Below are 20,185 nucleotides of genomic sequence, written 5' to 3' on the forward strand. Positions count from 1 at the left end.
AGGCCGGGGGTTTTTGTCAAGGGGATGCCTTCGTCCGCGATAAGGTTGCCGGAACGGTCCTTTTCTTGCATAATAATCGAAAATCTTTTGGCTTTTTTTACAGGTTTTAGCATGTCTCTGATCGAATTCGTCGCCGTCGTCGAAGTTTTGATCGGGGCGGGTGTCATGCTCGCCGCGATCCTGCGTAGTCTGCGCATCCGTGCCCGGGTTCCCGATTCGTTGCGGGGCCGGTGGCTGCTGACGGTCGTGCTGATGTTCTGTTTTTTCGGCGGCTATCTTCTCTTTGTCGGCAGTCTTGCGGCGGGGGGGCGGCTGCCTCTGGAGCTGGTGACCGGGACGGTTTTTCTCGGCGGGGCGGTCTTCGTCATCATTTTTGTCCATATTTCCGACATCACCCTGCGCGAAACGCGGAAAAAGGGGGAGGACCTCGAAAAGGAAATCGCCGAACGAGACCGGCGTGAAGGGGAAAAACTCCGTTATCAAGAAGGTTTTGAAGTGCTCGACCGCTGTACCCGGCGGCTCATCGCCACTGCCGCCGATCGGGACGTTTTTTTGCGCACCCTCTGCGAAGGCTTGCGTGAGCTGGCTCATGCCGATCTGGCCATCGTTCCCCTTGACGACGGCAACGACGAAACCTTTACCTATCAGGCCGCCTGCGGGCGCAACGCGGAGATGGTGCTGCATCGCACCATGCCGAAGAACGACGGCGGGCTCTGCGGCTGGGTGTTCCATCACGCCGAAACCCTCTGCATTCCCGATTTGCACCATGACTTTCGGGTGAAACAGGACGTTGCCCGGGCGCTGGGCGTGACCACGGGGGTGACCGCCCCGCTTTTTCGCGGCGAGCAGGTCGCCGGCGGGCTTTCGGCCTTTCGCGCGGGAGACCCGTTTGATCAGGTCGATGCCGAGCTGTTGACCCTCTTCAGCCAGCGTGTCTCCATTGCTTTCGCCAACATGAAACTGCTGGAGGATCTGGAACAGCGGGTCATCGCGCGCACCGCCCAGTTGCGGGAGAATCAGGCACGCCTGACGCACCTGGCCCATCATGATCCCCTGACCGATCTGCCCAATCGTCTGCTCTTCGAGGATCGCCTCAAGCAGGCCATCGCCAAGGCGCGGAGAGCGCAAGAGACGGCGGCGCTGCTCTTTTTCGATCTCGATCGTTTCAAGGAGATCAACGATTCCCTGGGGCATTCGGTCGGCGACCTGGTCTTGTGCGAGGTGGGTCGGCGGCTGCGCAACCTGGTGCGCGAGTCGGACACCGTCGCCCGCCTCGGCGGCGATGAGTTCGTCATCATTCTCGAACAGGTCGACGGCGAAGAGGGAGTGGCGGAGGTGGCGCGCAAGGTCATCCAGGCCATGGCTCTTCCCCTGTCCGTCGCTGGCCGGGAAATTGCCCTCACCGGCAGCATCGGTATCAGCCTCTATCCCGATGACGGTGCCGATGTCGACGCTCTGATGAAGACGGCCGATGATGCCATGTACCGGGCGAAAGCGCTGGGACGCAACAACTTTCAGTTTTACCGCCGCAAATCCCCGGTCTAGAATCCGCCTCGCTTCCCCATCTTTCCCCTACGATCAGGGAGGTTTCACCCTTCCTGGTCGCTCCCCATCTTTTCCAGATAATCTTTCAACACCACGGCCTGATTGTGCGTCTCGTCCCGCGCGGCGAAGAGCAAAGTCACGGGAGTTTTCCGCGCCTGTTCCCGCAGTTGTTCGACCAGTTCAGGCTGTTGGTCGAGTTCGGCGATGTAGCGACGGCGGAATTCCTGCCAGCGTTCGGGCACATGGCCGAACCAGCGGCGCAGGCCGGGGCTGGGGGCGATCTCCTTCAGCCAGAGGTCACAGGCGAGCTTTTCCTTGGCCAGGCCCCGGGGCCAGAGCCGATCGACCAGCACGCGGAAACCATCGGCGGCGGCGGGGGCATCATAGACGCGACGGAGGTGGATGGGATGCATGGCACTTGCTCCTTTCTTCCCTGCCGGTTTCTTTGCAGCTTACCTTGCGAATTCCCCCGGTCAAGGCGACTTGGATCTCAGAGCCAGTACCTTGGATAACGACGATGGTAAACGACGTTGCTGGTGACGAGGACGACGGCGAGCAGGATCAGGGCTCCCGTCAACACCGGAACGAAGATATAGCTCCAGCCGGCGGCGCCCTGCACGCCGATCAGGGCGGTGGCGCCGCCGGGCGGGTGGGTGGTGTGGGTCACATTCATGAAGAAGATGGCCAACCCGACCGCCAGCGCCATGGTCAAGGGACTGGAGCCGAAGAGGGCGACGAGCACGATGGCGACGGCGGCCGAGATGAGATGGCCGCCGATGAGGTTGCGGGGCTGGGTCAGGGGGGAGTCGGGGGTGCCGAAAAGAAGGACCGCCGAGGCGCCGAAGGAGCCGATCAGCAGGGGATGACCGAAGAGTTCGGTGACGGCGGCGATGGCGAGAATGCCGAGGGTGCCGCTGACAAAGCTCCAGAAGGCGAAGCGCGCCGAGAGCGGCGGACGCGACACCCACAACGGCGCCCGGCAGCGGCGGGGCAGCCGGATCAGTCGCCGGCGGATGGCGACATGGCGGCGCCAGAGGATTTGCATGTGTCTGCGGGTCACGCGGGGAGCTCCTTTGAGCGGGGGCGGGGGCGATTCATGCCATGTCATCTTCGCCGATTCCTTGACCCAGGTCATTTTTGTGCAATTCTAACAGCAGTAGGATGCTGCAATTCCGCAGTGGTTGAGTCAAACCGATTAAATGACAAGGAGGAAAAACATGAAGCATCGCACTATCATTCCGGTCGTCGCGACGCTGCTGCTGGCGCTGCTGGCCGCCGGCTGCACCAAGCGCGACGAAGCCAAGACAGCCGCTCCGGCTGCGACCGAAACCCAGGTGGCCGCAACCCCGGCCGAACCGGCCCCCAAGGTCGCCCCTTCGCCACAACTGGTGGTGGAGAATCTCGACCTCGCCGCCTGGAAGAAGGACCATCCCGCCCAATACCAGGGCTGGGAAGCGACCGCCGAGCCCAACCCGGTAGGTAAAAGCAAGTACAAGCGCGGCTTCGACACCGACGGCATCATTTACGACAAGATCGACGAATATCCCTACCTGGCGGTGCTGCTCAACGGCATCGGCTACGGTTTCGAGTTTACCGAGCCGCGCGGCCACGCCTACATGATCCAAGACCAGCTCCATGTCGATCCGGCCCGGGTCAAGGCGGGCGGCTCTTGCCTGAGCTGCAAGACCCCCTACGCCCAGGTTCTCCAGGAGACGTTGGGAGAGGATTACTTCAAGCAGTCCTTCGCCGAGGTGCGCGGCCGGATTCCCGAAGCCGATCAGCTGCAGGGCGTGGCCTGTGTCGACTGCCACCGGAGCAGCGCCGATCCCGCCTTGCGGCTGGCCCGCGATTTCACCCTGGGTCAGGGGCTGAAGGCCATCGGCAAGGATCAGGCCGCCCTCACCGACCAGGACCTGCGCAGCCTGGTCTGCGCCCAGTGTCATGTAACCTACAGTATGACCAAGGATGCCGAAATGAAAACCACCGGCGTGATCTTTCCCTGGCAGGGAAGCAGCTGGGGGGGCATCAGCATCGAAAATATCATCGCCCAGCTCCGCTCTGACCCGGCTTACGCCGAATGGACCCAGACCGTGACCGGGTTCAAGCTCGGCATCGTCCGTCACGCCGAATTCGAGGTTTTCAGCAAGGGCAGCCCCCACTGGGAAGCCGGAGTCGCCTGCGCCGATTGCCACATGCCTGCCGAGGAGCGGGACGGCAAGACCGTCTCCGACCACCGCATCATGAGCCCGCTGAAAAACGATCTCAAGGCCTGCGCCCAGTGTCATGAGGAAAGTCCGGAAGAACTGCGCGCCAAGGTCATCGCCATTCAGGACGAAGCCGCCTCCCGGTTGATCCGCGCCGGCTACGCCACGGCCGGGGTGGCCAAGCTCTTCGAACGGGCCAACGCGGCCCAGGCCGAGGGCAAGACCCTCGACGCAGCCCTCTACGCCCAGGCCCGTACGGCCTACGAAGACGCCCTCTACCGGGTGCTTTACATCCAGAACGAGAATTCCACCGGCTTCCACAACCCGGAAGAAGTGCTGCGCATTCTCAAGGATGCCAAGACCTTCCACGAGCAGGCGGATTCCCTGCTGCGCCAAGCCATGGCCCAGGCCGGGATCGAAGCGCCGGCGGTGGTCGATCTCGAACTGGACAAGTACCTTAACAACCGGGGAACGAAAAAAATCATGCACCGCCCCGAATGGGTCATTGTCGACCCCCTGCCGGAACGGCAGGAGTGATCCGCAACTTAAAAGCCGGCGGCGTGATGCCGCCGGCCCCTTGACCAAGGAGGTCGACGATGAAGATACCTTTTCGTAAATCGCTGGTGACACTGGGATTGTTCCTGATTCTGGGGATGGCGCTGGCGCCTGGTCGGGCTGCCGCCCACTGCGATGCCTACGATGGTCCGGTGATCGTCGCGGCGCGGGCCGCGCTCGAACAGGCGGAGGTGACGCCACTGCTCAAATGGGTCAAGGCCGAGGCCGAAGGGGAAATTCGCGAAGCCTTCGCCCAGACCCTGAAGGTGCGCGGGCTCGGCGAAGAGGCGCGGGAGCTGGCCGACCGCTACTTTTTCGAGACCCTGGTGCGCCTCCATCGTGCCGGCGAGGGCGCCCCCTACACCGGCCTCAAACCCGCCGGCCAGATCGCCCCGGTGGTCGCCAAGGCCGATCAGGCCCTGGCCCAGGGGAATATCGACGCCCTGGTCAAGGCGATTCTCCAGCACACCGAAGAGGGCATCCGCGAGCATTTCACCCACGCCCTGGAGACCGCCAAGCATGCCGACGAAAGTGTCGCCGCCGGGCGCGAGTACGTCGCGGCCTACGTGACCTATGTCCATTACGTGGAAGGAATCGCCCAGGTGGTGCACGGCGCGCCCCATCACGGCGAAGCCGCCGCACCGGCCACCGGACACGGCCACTGATCCACAAGATTCGGGTACGAATTTCGTCATCCAAAACAAGAACGGGCCGCCTCGCAAGGGGCGGCCCGTTCTTGTTTTGGTGATCCGTGGTTCAGGGGTCAGCGGCGCAGGTAGTCGTCGATTTCGCAGACCACCTCCCCGGCCGGATGGTGTTCATCATCCAGGGCTATCCAGACTTCAATACGGAAGATCATTTGCCGCCTCGGCGTGAAGCCCGTTGCCGTTTGGGTTGTTGCGAGCGCTGGTATTTTTCGAAAAGATTTTCTTTCGGCGCCAGCAGGTGTTCCAGGTCTTCGGCGTGATCGAGGAGATCCAGGGCGATGGCCCAGTGGCCGAGTTGTACCCGGTGGTCGCCGTTTTCCATTTTGCAGAGGGTGGGGATGCTCACGCCGATGCGTCCGGCAAAAACCCGCTGCGTTTCGTTGCGCCGCAAGCGTTCGTCACGCAACCGTTCGCCCAGGGCTTTCAGGATTTCCGCGAGATTTTCGGGAACGATCATGTCACACCTTATTGACAACAATAGTTTATATTATGCGTCTTAAAGGCATTTTATGCAAAATAAAATTTGTATTGATTTTTTGCACGGCAACAGCAACATAGAGATACCGGCGCACCGAGAGAACACTTTTCCATCCGGTGGAATCCGTCTTTTAGCTCTCTGTTCTCGGAGTCCGGCGCACTTTTCCGGGAGTTATTCCCCTCGCAGCAGGCGGGTGAAATCGTCGGCGGGGATCGGTTTGCTGAAGAAAAAGCCCTGGTAGGAATCGCAGCCGCAGCCAACGAGGAAGTCGAGCTGTTCGCGGGTTTCCACGCCTTCGGCGACGGCGGCGATGCGCAGGTTGTGGGCAATATCGACGATGCTGTTGACGACCGAGGCGCCGCTGGGGTCGATGACGACGTCGCGGATGAAGGAGCGGTCGATCTTCAGGCTGTCGACGGGGAAGCGGCGCAGGTAGTTGAGGCTCGAATAGCCGGTGCCGAAATCGTCGAGACTGAGTGAAATCCCTAGATCCTTGAGCCCTTGCATGGTCTGTTTGGCGCCGACCGGGTCATCCATGACCATGCTTTCGGTCAGTTCCAGTTCCAGTCGGTCGGCAGCCAGGCCGGTCTGGTACAGGGTCTTGCGCACCTGCTGGGGAAGATCCCCCTTGCGGAACTGGCGGGCCGAAAGGTTGACCGCCATACGCAGCTCTGGCAAGCCGGCCTTCTGCCAGGCGATCGCCTGCCGGCAGGCCTCGTCCAGCACCCAGGCGCCGATGGGGGTGATCAGGCCGGTTTCTTCGGCCAAGGGGATGAAATCGTCGGGGGAAATCATCCCCTTCTGCGGATGGAGCCAGCGCAGCAGCGCCTCGCAGCCGATCACCCGACCGCTGGCAAGATCGACCTGGGGCTGGTAGTGCAGGCAAAATTCCCGGCGTTCCAGAGCGTTGCGCAGACCGCCTTCCAGTTCCAGGGTCGCCAGCACCTTCTGGTTCATTTCGGTGGCGTAGTAAGAAAAGGTGCTGCTTTCCCGCTTCGACTGATACATGGCGGTGTCGGCGTTGCGGATCAGGGTGGCGACATCGAGGCCGTCGCGGGGGTAGAGGCTGATGCCGAGGCTGGCGGTGAGGGTGATTTCCCGCCCGTCGAGACGGTAGGGTTCGGCGAGCTGGCGCAGGATTTTGTTGGCGACCAGTCCCGCATCCTTGGTCCCCGCCAGTTCGGTAAGGAGCAGGACGAACTCGTCTCCGCCGAGGCGGGCTACGGTGTCCGCCTCGCGCACCGACTCCGCCAGTCGTCGCGCCACCTCGCAAAGTAGCCGGTCGCCGAAATCGTGGCCGAGGCTGTCGTTGATAAATTTAAAGCGATCGAGGTCGAGCAGCAGCACCGCCACCTGGCGTTCGGAGCGCTGCGCGTAGTGGATGGATTGTTCCAGGCGGTCGGAAAGGAGCGCCCGGTTGGCCAGGCCGGTCAGTTCGTCGTGGGTGGAGAGGTATTCGAGCTGCGCCTCGTAATCCTTGCGGTCGGAGATGTCCTCCTTGACCGCGACGAAGTGGGTGATGGCGCCGTCTGCGCCGAGTACCGGCGAGATCGACGCTAGCTCCCAGAAGCGGCTGCCGTTCTTGCGCCGGCTGCGAATCTCACCGTGCCACTCCTCACCGGAAGTGAGCCGATCGAGCAGGTCGCGATAAGCCTCCTCGGACATCCCCTCGGATTTGAGCAGGCTGGGGGTGCGGGCCTGGGCTTCTTCCAGGGTGTAGCCGGTGACGCGGGTGAATTTTGGGTTGACGTATTCCACGGTCCCGGCTGGGTCGGTGATGAGGACGGCGGCGGGACTCTGCTCCACGGCCAGGCTCAGTTTGCGCAACTCCTCCTCGGCAAGCTTGCGCTCGGTGATGTCGGTGGCGATCTCCATGCGCACCCAGCGCCCGTCGCTCCAGCGGATCGCCTGATCGCGGCATTCGTACCAGCGGCCGTCGCGGGTATTCTGAAACTCCCAGACCACGTTTTGCCCCGGCTTTTCGCTTCTGGGAAGTAGCTGATCGTTGGTACAGAAGGGGCAGGGGCCGGTCTGGTTCGTCTGCAGGGATTGCCAGCAGGTCTGTCCGGTGATGTCTCCCCAGATGGCGCGACCGTAGGCGTTGATGAAGAGGATTTCAAAGGTTTCGGGATCGGCGACGTAGATCAGCGAAGGGATGCTGTCCATGACAGCGGTCAGGCGCTCGCTGGTATCCCGAAGCTCCACTTCCATCCGTTCCCGATCCCGGCGTAAACGCCATTCCCGCAGCGCCCGGGCCGTCGTTTGCGGCATGGTCGCGAAGGTTTCCGGAGATTTCACCAGGTAGTCGATGGCCCCTGCCTTCATCGCTTCCACCGCCCGCGTTTCGTCGCCGTGGGCGGTCATGATCATCACCGGGAAAGGTTGGTCCACTCTTCCGTTGGAAAGGGCCTCGGTGGCCCGCCCGTCCGGCAGGTTGAGATCCATCAGTACGATGTCGGGGGAATCAAGAGCGATGGCCTGCCGATATTCGGCCAGGCTCCCTGCTCTAAGGATGCGTGTGTCGGGGGAAATTCGCGCAAAAGCCCGGGCAATGGCTTCGATGTGAGCCGTGTCGTCTTCGACAATCAGAACCTGTGACAGATCGACAGGCATGGGCGGAACCCTCTCTCTCAAATGGAGATTGTATGTCGCAGCGTGTTTGGGGAAGAGATCGTTCACGACGAGCTTTGCAAGTTTACCAATTTAATCTGTCACGGCCAACTCTGCAAAAGCGCATTCTTGAGAAAATCGTCGAAATAAGGCAGGGGGTCATGGCAGGGGTTTCCGATAGACGGTCGGCGCCACCTGCTTGACCGGCACGTCGCAGCCGTGCAGCGATTCCGAATGGCCGAGAAAAAGGTAGCCGCCCGGTCGCAGGTGGCGGCAGAACTTGCGTACCAGCTGTTCCTGGGTTTCCCGGTCGAAGTAGATGATGACGTTGCGGCAGAAGATGACATCCTGCATTTCATCCAGCCCGAAGGCGTCATCCATGAAGTTGAGGCGGCCAAAGGACACCATTTCCCGCGGCTCCGGGGCGATGCGCACGACAGGATTGCTGGGGTTTTTGCTTTTCAACAGATATTTGCGACGCAGCAACGGCGGAATCGGAGCGATGCGATCCAGATGATAGACGGCGCGCCGTGCCATATCGAGCACCCGGTCGGAAATGTCCGTGGCGAGGATCTGGGGGCGGGGGCAACGCCCCGGATGCTGTTCGCGGAATTCGCTCAGGACCATGGAGAGGGTGTAGGGTTCCTCGCCGGAAGAGCAACCGGCGCTCCAGATTTTCAGCTTGCCGCGCTCGGCGGTGCCGATTTTCAGGAGTTCGGGGATGGCGGTCTGGGTGAGGTAAGTGAAATGGTTCGGTTCGCGGAAGAAATCGGTCTTGTTGGTGGTCACCGCGTTGGTCAGATGCACCATCTCCTCAGCCAGACCCTGGTCGCTGAACAGATAGTCGCAATAGGCGCCGTAGCTGTCGAGTTTGAGGGCGCGTAACCGTTTGGCCAAGCGACTTTCGAGCATGGTCGTCTTGCTCGACGGCATCTTGATCCCCAGTTCGCCGTAGATGAATCCGCTCAGGCGGGTGAAGTCTCTGGGCTGCAGGTTCATGGTTCCCTCGATGGTTGGACCGTAGGGGCGCAGCATGCTGCGCCCCTACAACCACTTGTTCCTATCAGAACTGCTCGAATTCCTCATCGAGCTTGTCCTTGCCTTTGCCCATGTCGAGCATCAGGCCGCCTCCCGCACCTTTGGCCGGTGCGCTTCTTTTTCCGGAAACGTGGGCAATGGCAGCGGAGTTGCCCTTTTTCGCGGCGACGGGTTTACGCGTCATGCCCGAGGTGCGGCTATCGACCTTGAAGAAGGCGATGGTATCTTGCAGCTGCTCGGCCTGGCTGGAGAGTTCTTCGGAGGTCGAAGCCATCTCCTCGGAGGCCGAGGCGTTCTGCTGGATGACTTGGTCGAGCTGCTGGATCGCCTGGTTCACCTGCTCGGCGCCGGTGTCCTGCTCCTTGCTGGCGGCGGAAATTTCCTGGACCAGTTCGGCGGTGCGCTGGATGTCCGGCACCATACGTGCCAGCATCTCTCCGGCCTTCTCGGCGATATCGACGCTGCGCCCGGAAAGCTCGCCGATTTCACCGGCGGCGTTCTGGCTGCGCTCCGCCAATTTCCGTACTTCGGCGGCGACGACGGCGAAGCCCTTGCCGTGCTCCCCGGCCCGCGCCGCCTCGATGGCGGCATTCAGGGCGAGCAGGTTGGTCTGGCGGGCGATCTCTTCGATGATGTTGATCTTCTCGGCGATCTGCTTCATCGCCCCGACCGTTTCGGTCACTGCTTTGCCCCCCTCCTCGGCGTCCTGGGCGCTCTTGATGGCGATCTTCTCGGTCTGCAGGGCGTTGTCGGCGTTCTGGCGGATGTTTGCCGCCATCTGCTCCATCGAACTGCTCGCCTCTTCGGCGGCGGCGGCCTGCTCGGTGGAACCCTGGCTCATTTCCTCGGAGGAGGCGGAAAGCTCCTGACTGCCCGAGGCGACATTATCGGCGGCGGTCTGGACATTGGCGACAACGTCTTTCAGCTTGTCGACCATGGTGTTGAGGGCGGCGGCCAATTGCCCGATTTCGTCTTTCTGATCGATCTCAAGTTTCTGGCGCAGATCGCCGTCGGCAACCAACTGGGCAAACTCGACCCCCTTGGTGACAGGTCGGGTGATGGCCCGGGTAATGATCAGGGCCACCAGAAAGCCGATAATGGTGGCCACCGAAGCGCCGCCGAGGATCAGGCCGTCCGCGGTTGTGATTTCGGCGGCCATTTTGCCTTTCTGTTCCTCGGTTGTTTGTTCACAAACCTTCTGGGTATCGCGGGCCGCCGCGATCATCTCCTGTTCGGCCGCCTTTTGGTGGTCGATGATCTGGCTGTAGCCCTCGCCCGCTTCCACGTACTTGCCGATGGCGGTGCCCATTTTGTCGGCCGCTTCCTGAATGGCGGGAATTTCTTGCCCGACAGCGCGCCATTTAGCGATGGCCGCCTCCATGGTCTTGGCCGCCGTCAGAAATTCCTGTTTCTTCTCCTCGTTCTTTTTCATGATGTAGTACACGGCCGCGAGGCGCAGATGCAGGAAGCCGGAGGAAACCTCTTCGTTGAACCCGTCGCTGATCTGTGTCCACTTGTAAAGCCCGGCCGCATCCCCCCGCGCGACCGCCTCGGCCTGGGCCGGCTTGATCAGGTTCTGACGCAGTTCCTTGGCGATTCCGTAAATCTCCTGGTTCAGGTCATACCAGATCTTGAATTTCTCCGCGGCCAGCCGGTCCTGTTCAAGGAATTTACCGAAGCCCTGCCCATAGCGATCGGCGGCCGCCAGCACCTCGTCCATCCCCTTCCGGTCGGCCGGGTCGTTGAACATCTCCTTGGTGGCATTCGCGCGGGTCTTAATATCCTCGACGATGCTTTGAACCTTGTCGATATATTCCTGACCGCCGCGCAGCACGTAGTTCTTCTCATGGCGCCGGACCTCGAGGGCGGCCTTGTCAATTCCGGTCAGTTGCTCGACATTGCCGACGCGCTTGACCACCGCGCCCAGGCTGTTCCAACCGACCAGGGCAACCAGTGCCGTAAGCAGCAGGACGAGAGTGAACGCGCCACCGATCTTTATGCCGATTCGCAGATTTTTAAACATGAAAGACTCCTCTTCCCTGTTGATGTGAAGTGACTAATCCAAAGGGATTCAAGAACATGAGTGACGATCTAGTGTGCGTTCGAACTGGTCATTTGCACCGTCGCCAGTTCTTCGCTGGAAAAGACCTTATCGATATCGAGAATGATGATGAACTGCTCGTCGCGCTTACCCATACCGCGAATGAACTCGGTGCGCAGTTTCGTGCCGATCTTCGGTGCCGGTTCGATCTGGTGCGGTTCCAGGTCAAGCACTTCCTGCACCGAGTCGGCCAGGGCGCCGAGGACCGTCGTTTCCCCTTCGAGATTGATTTCGACGATGATGATACAGGTGTTGACGGTCTTCTCTGTTTTCGCCATGCCGAACTTGAGGCGCATGTCGACGACCGGCACCACGCTCCCCCGCAGGTTGATGACCCCGCGCATGAAATCGGGGGTCTGGGGCACCTTGGTGACGCTGGTGTAGTCGAGCACCTCGCGCACCTTGTCGATGCCGAGGGCAAAAACCTCGTCGTCGAGTTTGAAGGTCAGGTACTGGTGATTCTCTTCCTGGTTCATGGTCATGGGTCCTCCTTGTCCCGAATTGAATGCTGCAAAGGAATTTCCCCGTCGGATAACGGCCGGCTGTCTTGCCGCCGGCGAAAGAGTTCGCATTGTTCATATCCGCCGCCACAGCGTTCGAGTACCTGGGGAATCTGCAGGCTGGTGAGTTGGGCGCAGTGGCAGTCGGGCATCGGATTGGCGACAAAGGGGCAGACGCCCCCCTTGGCGGGGGTGGGCTGGTCCTTTTGCTGCTGAGAGGAGCGATCCGAGTTGCTGGTCAAGGGCTGGACCTTTCCGCCGAGAGATGGTGCATGCGTAGCGCACTTGGGTTTATCCCTATATCAACGGTTGTGCCAATGCATTGAGGATTGTAAAGATGCTTTTGTTTCGGGGTTTTGTGGGCGTTTGCGCGGGCGAGGGGCAGGGTGGGGGAGGGGAATGGATGTGTCATGACACGGTTATGTGCGACACGGATGTGTGTCATGGCACAGCAGGGGCGCAGCATGCTGCGCCCTTGGGTGCGGGCAACGTGGATGGAGCAGGGCGCAGCATGCTGCGCCCCTACGGGTCGAGAGAAATGCCCAGTTCGTCGAGTTTGCGGTAGAGGGTGCGGCGGCTGATGTTGAGCAGGCGGGCGGCCTTGGCTTTGTTGCCGCCGGCCTGGGTCAGGGCGGCGGTGATGGCTTGGGCCAGGGTGTCGGGATCGGCGGGGGACTTGGTTTTTTCGGCGGGTATCGCCTGCGCCGTCAGTTCGGGGGGGAGGTCCGCCACATCGATGAAGGAACTGCGGCAGAGGATGAAGGCGTGTTCCATGGCATGTTCCAACTCGCGCACGTTGCCGGGCCAGGGGTAGGTCATGAAGAGCCGTTCCACCGCCGGCGCGACCCCCCGCACCCGGCGGTCGAACTTCTTGTTGAAGGCGGCGATAAAGTGGCTGACGAGCAGGGGCAGGTCGGCGCGGCGGTCGCGCAGCGGCGGCATGATGACGTTGACGACCTTGAGGCGGAAGAAGAGATCCTCGCGGAACTCGCCGCGCCGGATCTTTTCCGTCAGGTTCTGGTGGGTGGCGGCGATCACCCGCACATCCACCGGAATCGGCCGCGAATCGCCGACCCGTTCGATGGTTTTTTCTTGCAGCACCCGCAGCAGGCGCACCTGCATCCGTGGCGAGATGTCGCCGATTTCATCGAGAAAGATCGTTCCTCCCCGGGCCTTTTCGAAACGCCCCGGCGAGTCCTTGACCGCGCCGGTGAAGGCGCCCCGTACATGGCCGAAGAGTTCGCTTTCGAGCAGGTTTTCCGAGAGGGCGGCGCAGTTGACCTTGATCAGCGGCCCCGCCTTGCGCGGACCCATATGATGCAGGGCCTCGGCGACCAGTTCCTTGCCGGTGCCGCTTTCGCCGGTGACCAGCACCGTGGTCGGCACCGGTGCGAGTTTTTCCAGCAGATCGTAAAGGGCCTGCATCGGGGGGCTGGAGCCGACCAGCCGGTGAAACCGGCCGCGCTCGTCGAGGCGGCATTCGAGCTGATGCAGGCGGGTTTCGTCGCGCACCACCATGACCGCGCCGATCCCCTCGCCGTCGGCCTGGCACAGGGGCGCGATGTTCAGGGTGAAAATACGGGTCGGCCCCTCGCCGCAACGGCATTCGAAGCGGGGGATTTCCACATCGGTCTGCTCGTCCATGGCCCGGCGCAGGGCGTCGAGACAGACGCCGCTGCAACCTTTGGCCTTTTCGGCGAACTCACGACCGAGATGCAGAGGGGAAAATTCGCACAGGGTGGTGGCGGCAGCGTTGAACTGCACCACCCGCAGCTCGCGGTCGACGGTAACGACGGCATCTTTCACGCCGCGAAAGACCGCTTCGATATGGGCTTGAACGCGGCGTTTTTCGTCTTGAATGTCTTTGAAACGCAGGGCCATGCGAGTGACGCGCAGCAGGGTTTGCTGGGTGACCGGCTTGGCGATGTAGTCGTAGGCACCCAGGCGCAGGGCTTCCGTCGCCGTGTCCAGGGCGGGAAAGCCGGTGACCAGCACCACCGGCACCGCCGGGTAGTCGGCATGAAAGCGTCGCAGAAAGTCGACGCCGCTGGCACCGGCGAGGAAGATGTCGGAGAAGACCAGATCGAAGGATTCGCGCCCGGTCAGTTCCAGGGCTTCGTCGAGAGTGGCGGCGGTAACGACCCGGTGTCCTTCTTCGCCGAGAAAGGCGGCGAAGGTGAAGCGCAGGCTCTCTTCGTCGTCGATGACCAGAATGCGCGCGGACATGCTCAGGCCCCCCCTGCGACGGCGGGGAGCTCGACGACGACCGTCGTATATTCCCCGGCAACGCTGGCAATGGACAACGTCCCCCGATGGTTTTCAATGATGCCGCAACTGATGCTGAGACCCAGTCCGGTCCCCTTTCCCGGCGGCTTGGTGGTGAAGAAGGGACTGTGCACCCGCTCCAGAATCTCCGCGGGAATGCCGGTGCCGCTGTCCCGGAAGGCCAGCCGCACCCGTCTTTGTCCGTCGATGGTCAACGCCGTCGCGGAAATGTCCAGCTGCTTGTCGGGGTGCGTCCCCGGGTATTTCTCGTTGAGGGCGTAGCGGGCGTTGCTGATGAGGTTGAGAAAGACCTGTTGCAGCTGGTATTTCAGGGCGTTCACCGGAGGCAGGTCGGCGGGCAGGTCGAGACGCGGGGCGATGCCGTCCCGCCGCAGCTGGGCGCCGGCCAGGGCCAGGCAATCGTTGAGAGCTTCCGCGAGGTGAATGGGGTGGCGATTTTCCTGCTGGGGCCGGGCGAAGCTGAGCAGGCCGCCGACAATGCCGGCGATGCGGTTGCCTTCGTGGATGATGCGATTGGCCAGATCCTGATTCTGGGTGTCGGCCAGGCGATTGACCAGCAGTTGGGCGTAATTGATGATGCCGTTGATGGGGTTGTTGATTTCGTGAGCGACCCCGGCGGCCAACTCCCCGAGCGCCGCCAGTTGCGATCCGCGGATGGCGTCGGCCTGGGCGCGCATCTTTTCGCTGATGTCGTGGCAGATGAGCAGCGCCTGGCGGATTTCCCCGCTCCCTTCCGCGATCGGCAGAGCGCGAATGTTCCACCGGCGGCCATCGGGCGAATAATGAAAAACTTCATGAATTCCACCGGTTTCGAAACTTTTTTGAAAGATGCAGGGACGGCAGGCGCTGGCGCACTCCTTGAAGAGTTCGTGACAGAGGGCGCCGCCCAGGTCGGCTCGCCCCCCGCCGAAGGTTCGCGTCGCTGCCGGATTGGCCCATTCCACGAAAAAGTCTTTGCTGAGCAGGAGCAGGGGATCGGCCACCCCTTCGAAGACGGTGCGGAACTGGTGGTAAAGGTTCTGGTAGCGTTTCTCGCTGACGTGCAGGGCTTCGGCGACTTGGCGATGTTCCCGGCGCAACCGCCACTCCCGCAAGGCCCGCTCCAGGGTCTGGGGCATGGCGGCGAAGGATTCTGGGGATTTGACGAGGTAGTCGAGAGCGCCGGCCTTCATGGCGGCTACCGCCAGCTGTTCGTCGCCGTGGGCGGTCATCACCAGGATCGGCCAGGGGCCGTCCTCCGCCGGTTCGGTCAGTTCCTGAAGGGCGAGGCCGTCGGGCAGGTTGAGATCGAGCAGCACCACGTCCGGCGCTTCCTCGGCGCAGGCTCGGCGGTACTCGGCCAGGCTCCCCGCGATTCGCGTCCGTCCGACCGCGCAGGCTCGGCGGATCGCCTCGGCGTGGGCCGGTTCGTCCTCGACGATGAGAATATTGAGGTCTGGAGTCAGGGGGTCAGTCGCCATAGGGGTTGCGGTTCCAAACCAGCCAGTAATAGCCGAGAGTTTCCATCAGCCGGACGAACTTGTCAAAATCGACGGGCTTGACCAGATAGCTGTTGGCGTGGTTGTCGTAGGCCCGGGCCATGTCCGTTTCCGCCGCCGAGGTGGTGAGCACCACCACGGGAATCCGGATCAGTTCGGGATCGCCCTTGACCGTGCGCAGCACTTCCAAGCCGTCGACCTTGGGCATACGCAGATCAAGGAGAAAGAGCCCCGGGCGCGGCGAGTCTTTCGGGTCGGCAAAGCGCCCCCGGCGATAGAGATAGTCGAGGGCTTCCTGGCCGTCGCTCACATGCACCAGACAGTTGGCGATGCGGCTGTTCTCCAGGTTGCGCCGCACGATCTCGGCGTGGGCCGGATCGTCCTCGGCCAACAGAATCACAATCGGCTCACCATTCATTTCCGTTCCTCTCCTCGTCCTTTGAAGGTTTCCGGCAGGGTGAAGCGGAAGCGGCTGCCCGCGGCGCCGTCCGATTCCACCCAGATTCGTCCTTTGTACAGTTCGACGATACGTTTGACCAGGGCCAGACCGAGGCCCGAGCCCGGCGCGCTGGGGTCGAGCTGGTTGAAGAGGCCGAAGATCTTCTCCTGGTAGCGGGGATCGATCCCCCGGCCGTTGTCGGCGACGAAGAAGACCGGCCCTTCGGCGGTCGTCTCGGCGCCGATCTCGATTTCCGGCTCCCGTTCCAGATGGCGGTACTTGACGGCGTTATCGATGAGATTCTGCCAGATTTCCACCAGGCGCGCCCGATTGCCTCGCAGCATCAGGGCCGAGGGGAGAATGCGTACCCGCGCCCGCTCCCGGTCGATGGCGCCCTGCACCAGGTCGCGGGCCGCTTCCGCCAGCTCGATGAAGGCGAGACTTTCGGAACCCTCATCGACCCGACCGACGCGGGAAAGTTCGAGCAGGTCGGAAAGCAGTCCGTGCATCTTGTCCGCCGCCCCGTGCATGTAGCCCAGGTCTTTTTTCACCTGGTCGGCGTCGCCGGCCTGGAGATCGTTTTCGAGAAAGCCGAGAAAGGTCTTCAGGGTGACGAGCGGACTCTTCAGGTCGTGGCTGACGGTGTAGGTGAAGCGTTCCAGTTCAGCGTTCTTTTCGTCCAGTTCCAGGTTCTTGGCGCGGATTTCCTCCTCCCGCTGTCGCCGCTCGGCGATCTCCCGGCGCAGGTCGTGGGTGCGTCGGCGGACAGTCTGGCGCAGGGTGTAGGACCAGAGCAGGGCGGCGGCCAGCACCAGCACCATCGGTAGCAGAATCCAGAGAAAGCGTTTGAGTACCTCGTGAAAATCGGCCTCGGCCGGTTCATAGGCTCCCATCCACTTGGCGTAGATGGCGCGGTATTCCCCGGTCGCCTTGAGATTGGCCAGCCCTTCCGAGAAGAGCGCGACCAGTTGGTATTGATTCTTGGGGGCCGCGTAGGCCATCTCGGGTGAGCGCACGGCATGATCGGAAACCCGCAGGTTGTTCCAGCCGTGTTTGCCGATCCAATAGAGGGCGGGAATCTTGGCCGTCAGGGCGCAGTCCCCTTCTCCCGCCGCGAGTCGGCGCAGGGCTTCCTCCTGGGTCGGGGCGGTGAGCAGCCGGGCGCCGTACCCCAGTTCCCGCGCGGCGTCGTGCATGATGTCCCCTTCCATGACCAGGATCGTCTTCCCTTTCAGTTCGGACAGGTTGCTTGGCATGGGGGTGCCGGCGCGGACGACGACGGCATAGTTGACCGCAGCGTGCGCCGGCGAGAATTCGAACTCTTCCTCTCGCTCCGGCGAATAGAACATGCTGTGGATCAGGTCGATCGTGCTGTTCTTGAGGGCGGCGCGGGTCCGTTCCCAGGAGCCGAGGCGGAAGCTGACTTCCAGCCCCAACTGGCGGGCGATGGCCCGGGTCAGTTCGACGTTGTAGCCGGTCGGTTCGCCGTTTTCGTCCAGAAATTCATAGGGGGGCATATCGTGGTCGCCGCCGACGACAATCCTTGCCCGGCGTTGCTGACCGGCCTCGATGGGGCCGAACCATTTGGTGTGCAGGCGCCGGTAGGTGCCGTCGGCGATGACCAGGGAAAGCCCTTCGTTGAGCACTTCCAGGAGTCTTTTATCCCCCTCGCGCACGGCGAAACAGAAGGATTGCTCGAAGTCGTTGAGGGGTTCTTCAATCATGCGCAGGTTGGTCAGACCCGCTTTTTTAATCAGTTGCAAAGCGACCAGGCGCTGGATGACGACCGCGTCATGACGGCCGTCGGCGAGTTCCCGCAGAGCCTCCTCGAAGGTCTTGGTGGTGACGATGGTCGCCGGGAGTTCGATGCGGCGCAGAAACTCCTCGGCGTTGTCGCCGCGCAGGACCGCCACCTCCTTTCCGGCGAGGTCGTCCAGGGTGCGGATAGCGGTTTCATTCTCGCGGACGACAATGGTGCCGTGCATGGTCAGGTAGGGGAAGGTGAAGTCGTAGAGCGGCTCCCGCTCGGGGGTGCGCCCCACCAGAGGGAGAACCTGGACTTCCCCCGTGGCGAGCATCTTCTTGACCTGATCCCAGGGGCCGATGTGGAAATCGACCTCGTGGCCCATGACCTTGAGGACGGCGCGCAGCAACTCCACGGAGAAACCGTCGGCCTCTCCCCGCTCGTTGACGATGCAGTAGGGGGGGTAGTCGTCTTCGCTGGCCGCGTGGATGGGGTGGTCCGCCGCTTCCGCCGTGCAGGTGGCGGCCACTTCGGCGACCAGGAAGAAGGTCCAGAGGAGGGTAAGAAGAAGAGTCAATCGTTTCATGAACGGAATTCCTCGGGTTCCCTGAGGGCGTCGGGGAGGGTGAAACGGAAGCAGGCGCCCCGGCCGGGACCGGCCGATTCAACCCAGATGCGGCCGTGGTAGAGTTCGACGATGCGTTTTGCCAGGGCCAGGCCGAGACCGCTGCCGGGGCTCTTCGCATCGATCTTCTCGAAGAGGCCGAAGACCTTGCGCTGGTGGTACGGGTCGATGCCCAGGCCGTTATCGCGGACGAAGAAGATCGTCTCCCCGACCATTTTCTCCACCCCGATCTCGACACGCGGGGCGGCCTGCTCGCCCAGGTACTTGACGGCGTTGTCGATGAGGTTCTGCCAGAGGCGCTCCAGCCGCAGGCGATCACCGTACAGACAGAGTTCCGGAAGCTCGCTGCGTACCTCCACCCCCCGTTCGGCGATGGGTCCGGCCACCGTCGCCAGCGCCGCTTCCACCAGCTCGCCCAGTTCGATCCGGGTCGGCGCCTTGTCCAGGCGGCCGATGCGGGACATCTCCAGCAGATCTTCCAGCAGCCGTTCCATCTTGGCGGCGGCGCCCGCCATGAAATCCATGTCCTTTTCCATATTCTCGCGGCTGCCGGCGCGGTGGTCCTGGCGCAGGAAGCCGAGAAAGGTCTTGAAGGTGACGAGCGGGCTCTTCAGGTCGTGACTGACGCTGTAGATGAAACGTTCCAACTCTTCATTGCGCTGGCGCAGCTCCTCGGAGACCCGGCGCAGGTGTTCCTCGGCGGTCTTCAACTCGGTGACGTCGAGGATCATCCCGAGGGAACGCAGCACCCGGCCGGAGGCGTCCCGCTCGTGCCCGCAGCGCTCCAGGACCTGGCGGATTTCGCCGGACGGGCGCACCACCCGGTGTTCGATTTCATAGATGTCCCGCTCGTCCCGCAGCGATTCGCGGTAGGCGCGGTCGACCTGTTCCCGATCCTCGGGATGGACCCGTTCGAGAAAGCGTTGGTAGTCGGCGGGTTCGTTCCTTGGGGTCAACCCGAGAATGCGCCAGGTTTCGTCGGACCAGTGCAGCCGGTTGCCGGGAGGTACCAGTTCCCAGCTGCCGAGATGGGCCAGGGCTTGCGCCTCTTTCAGTTGGGCTTCACTCTTGGTCAGCGCCGCCAGAAAACGGGCGCGGCCGAGGTTGTCGGAGAGGATTTTGCCGATCAGCACCGTGGCCAGGGGGTAGACCAGCAGCACTGGCGGGCCGATATGTTTGATGACGTCGAGGGCCACGGAGGAAGGGAGGGTAAAAGCGCACAGGAGCATGGCGACATGCACCGTCAGACCGAACAATAACAGGCGCGGGGTGGTGATTTCCAACTTCCGCCCTTGGGCGCGACGGTGGAAGGCCCAGCCGAGCAGGGCCGAGACGACGATGACCGAAACGCCCATGGGCATTCCGGTGCCGCCTTGGGCGATCCGCAGGGCCATGGCCATGGCGGTACTGATCGCGGCGGTCAGCGGCCCGAAGAAGAGCCCGCCGAGGCTGATCATCACCGAGCGGCCGTCGAAAATCAGCCCCGGGGCGAGAATCAGCGGATTGAGCATACCGATCACCGCCGCCGCGCCGAAGAGCAGCCCCTGCAGCAGCGCTCCCCCGCGTCCGGGAAAGCGGTCGCCGATGAAGCCCGAGACGGTGCTCAGGGCAACGAGCAGAGCCAGGTTGTAGGTCAGTTCGATGAGAATCGGCAGCATGCGGTTTCCCGGCGTTGATGAAGAGAATCCTCTGAAAAACCGACTTGTCACCACAGAGGTCACAGAGAAATCCATATGTTAGACAAAAACGTAACTATTCAGCACCCCACCCGCATGTCTACGAGAATGGTGGGCGATACGCCAACTAATCCGCCTGCATGAACCGAGGGGATTTCCCCTCAAATAAGAGACGCAACGCTTCGGACGCACTGACGCC

Annotated in this window: 17 protein-coding genes; 4 read left to right on the top strand and 13 right to left on the bottom strand. The window is 62.3% G+C overall.

Translation table 11 applies throughout. The features are described 5' to 3' along the window. The first annotated feature begins 111 nt into the window (after window positions 1–111). On the top strand, window positions 112–1,545 hold the full coding sequence (locus BQ4888_RS08540; RefSeq protein ID WP_170232989.1) for a diguanylate cyclase domain-containing protein: 1,434 nt from the start codon (window positions 112–114) through the stop codon (window positions 1,543–1,545). A gap of 44 nt (window positions 1,546–1,589) precedes the next feature. Here BQ4888_RS08540 and BQ4888_RS08545 read toward each other — a convergent pair whose 3' ends face one another. Further along, window positions 1,590–1,958 (bottom strand): DUF488 domain-containing protein, encoded by a 369-nt coding sequence (locus tag BQ4888_RS08545; RefSeq protein ID WP_092056427.1) that lies wholly within the window; start codon window positions 1,956–1,958, stop codon window positions 1,590–1,592. Between BQ4888_RS08545 and BQ4888_RS17970 the strand changes: the two genes are divergently transcribed. Further along, complete coding sequence (locus tag BQ4888_RS17970) at window positions 1,957–2,085, top strand: hypothetical protein (RefSeq protein WP_420841987.1); 129 nt, start codon at window positions 1,957–1,959, stop codon at window positions 2,083–2,085. The two genes, BQ4888_RS08545 and BQ4888_RS17970, sit on opposite strands and share 2 nt — an antisense overlap. Here BQ4888_RS17970 and BQ4888_RS08550 read toward each other — a convergent pair. Next, window positions 2,036–2,590, bottom strand: coding sequence for an HPP family protein (locus BQ4888_RS08550; RefSeq protein ID WP_092056429.1), 555 nt, complete (start codon window positions 2,588–2,590; stop codon window positions 2,036–2,038). The two genes, BQ4888_RS17970 and BQ4888_RS08550, sit on opposite strands and share 50 nt — an antisense overlap. Window positions 2,591–2,762: 172 nt before the next feature. Here BQ4888_RS08550 and BQ4888_RS08555 point away from each other — a divergent pair, with 172 nt between their 5' ends. Both BQ4888_RS08555 and BQ4888_RS08560 read left to right on the top strand, forming a co-directional pair. Continuing rightward, complete coding sequence (locus BQ4888_RS08555) at window positions 2,763–4,286, top strand: ammonia-forming cytochrome c nitrite reductase subunit c552 (protein ID WP_092056431.1); 1,524 nt, start codon at window positions 2,763–2,765, stop codon at window positions 4,284–4,286. A gap of 59 nt (window positions 4,287–4,345) precedes the next feature. Continuing rightward, entirely contained in the window at window positions 4,346–4,969 is a 624-nt protein-coding gene (locus BQ4888_RS08560; RefSeq protein WP_092056432.1) for a DUF6448 family protein, read from the top strand. 190 nt (window positions 4,970–5,159) lie between these two features. On the opposite strand, the gene BQ4888_RS08565 is transcribed toward BQ4888_RS08560, so the two are convergent. The 11 genes from BQ4888_RS08565 to BQ4888_RS08615 form a co-directional block, all read right to left on the bottom strand. Beyond that, a complete protein-coding gene (locus BQ4888_RS08565) occupies window positions 5,160–5,468 on the bottom strand; it encodes a helix-turn-helix domain-containing protein (RefSeq protein WP_092056434.1) in 309 nt (102 codons plus the stop codon). A gap of 192 nt (window positions 5,469–5,660) precedes the next feature. Next, the gene (locus BQ4888_RS08570) at window positions 5,661–8,102 is read right to left on the bottom strand and encodes an EAL domain-containing protein (protein WP_092056435.1); all 2,442 of its coding nucleotides are present in this window, start codon (window positions 8,100–8,102) and stop codon (window positions 5,661–5,663) included. A gap of 156 nt (window positions 8,103–8,258) precedes the next feature. Continuing rightward, window positions 8,259–9,134, bottom strand: coding sequence for a CheR family methyltransferase (locus BQ4888_RS08575; protein ID WP_240746435.1), 876 nt, complete (start codon window positions 9,132–9,134; stop codon window positions 8,259–8,261). A 28-nt stretch (window positions 9,135–9,162) separates the two neighbouring features. Then, window positions 9,163–11,160 carry a methyl-accepting chemotaxis protein gene (locus tag BQ4888_RS08580; protein ID WP_092056437.1) on the bottom strand — a complete coding sequence of 666 codons (1,998 nt, stop codon included), beginning with the start codon at window positions 11,158–11,160 and terminating at the stop codon, window positions 9,163–9,165. A 68-nt stretch (window positions 11,161–11,228) separates the two neighbouring features. Continuing rightward, the gene (locus tag BQ4888_RS08585) at window positions 11,229–11,720 is read right to left on the bottom strand and encodes a chemotaxis protein CheW (RefSeq protein WP_092056438.1); all 492 of its coding nucleotides are present in this window, start codon (window positions 11,718–11,720) and stop codon (window positions 11,229–11,231) included. Beyond that, entirely contained in the window at window positions 11,717–11,980 is a 264-nt protein-coding gene (locus tag BQ4888_RS17350; protein WP_140396624.1) for a hypothetical protein, read from the bottom strand. Before BQ4888_RS17350 ends, BQ4888_RS08585 begins: the two co-directional genes overlap by 4 nt. A 280-nt stretch (window positions 11,981–12,260) precedes the next feature. Then, entirely contained in the window at window positions 12,261–13,964 is a 1,704-nt protein-coding gene (locus BQ4888_RS08595; protein WP_092056442.1) for a sigma-54 dependent transcriptional regulator, read from the bottom strand. A gap of 2 nt (window positions 13,965–13,966) precedes the next feature. Beyond that, the gene (locus tag BQ4888_RS08600) at window positions 13,967–15,484 is read right to left on the bottom strand and encodes an ATP-binding response regulator (protein WP_092056444.1); all 1,518 of its coding nucleotides are present in this window, start codon (window positions 15,482–15,484) and stop codon (window positions 13,967–13,969) included. Further along, window positions 15,474–15,920, bottom strand: coding sequence for a response regulator (locus tag BQ4888_RS08605; protein ID WP_092056445.1), 447 nt, complete (start codon window positions 15,918–15,920; stop codon window positions 15,474–15,476). Before BQ4888_RS08605 ends, BQ4888_RS08600 begins: the two co-directional genes overlap by 11 nt. Next, window positions 15,917–18,271, bottom strand: a complete 2,355-nt coding sequence (locus tag BQ4888_RS08610) for a transporter substrate-binding domain-containing protein (protein WP_092056447.1) — start codon at window positions 18,269–18,271, stop codon at window positions 15,917–15,919. The genes BQ4888_RS08605 and BQ4888_RS08610 overlap by 4 nt, the downstream gene beginning before the upstream one ends. After that, window positions 18,268–19,968, bottom strand: coding sequence for a LytS/YhcK type 5TM receptor domain-containing protein (locus BQ4888_RS08615; RefSeq protein ID WP_170232990.1), 1,701 nt, complete (start codon window positions 19,966–19,968; stop codon window positions 18,268–18,270). Before BQ4888_RS08615 ends, BQ4888_RS08610 begins: the two co-directional genes overlap by 4 nt. Window positions 19,969–20,185: the final 217 nt, after the last annotated feature.

Origin of the sequence: Desulfuromonas acetexigens (assembly GCF_900111775.1) — a bacterium.
Lineage (GTDB): Bacteria > Desulfobacterota > Desulfuromonadia > Desulfuromonadales > Trichloromonadaceae > Trichloromonas > Trichloromonas acetexigens.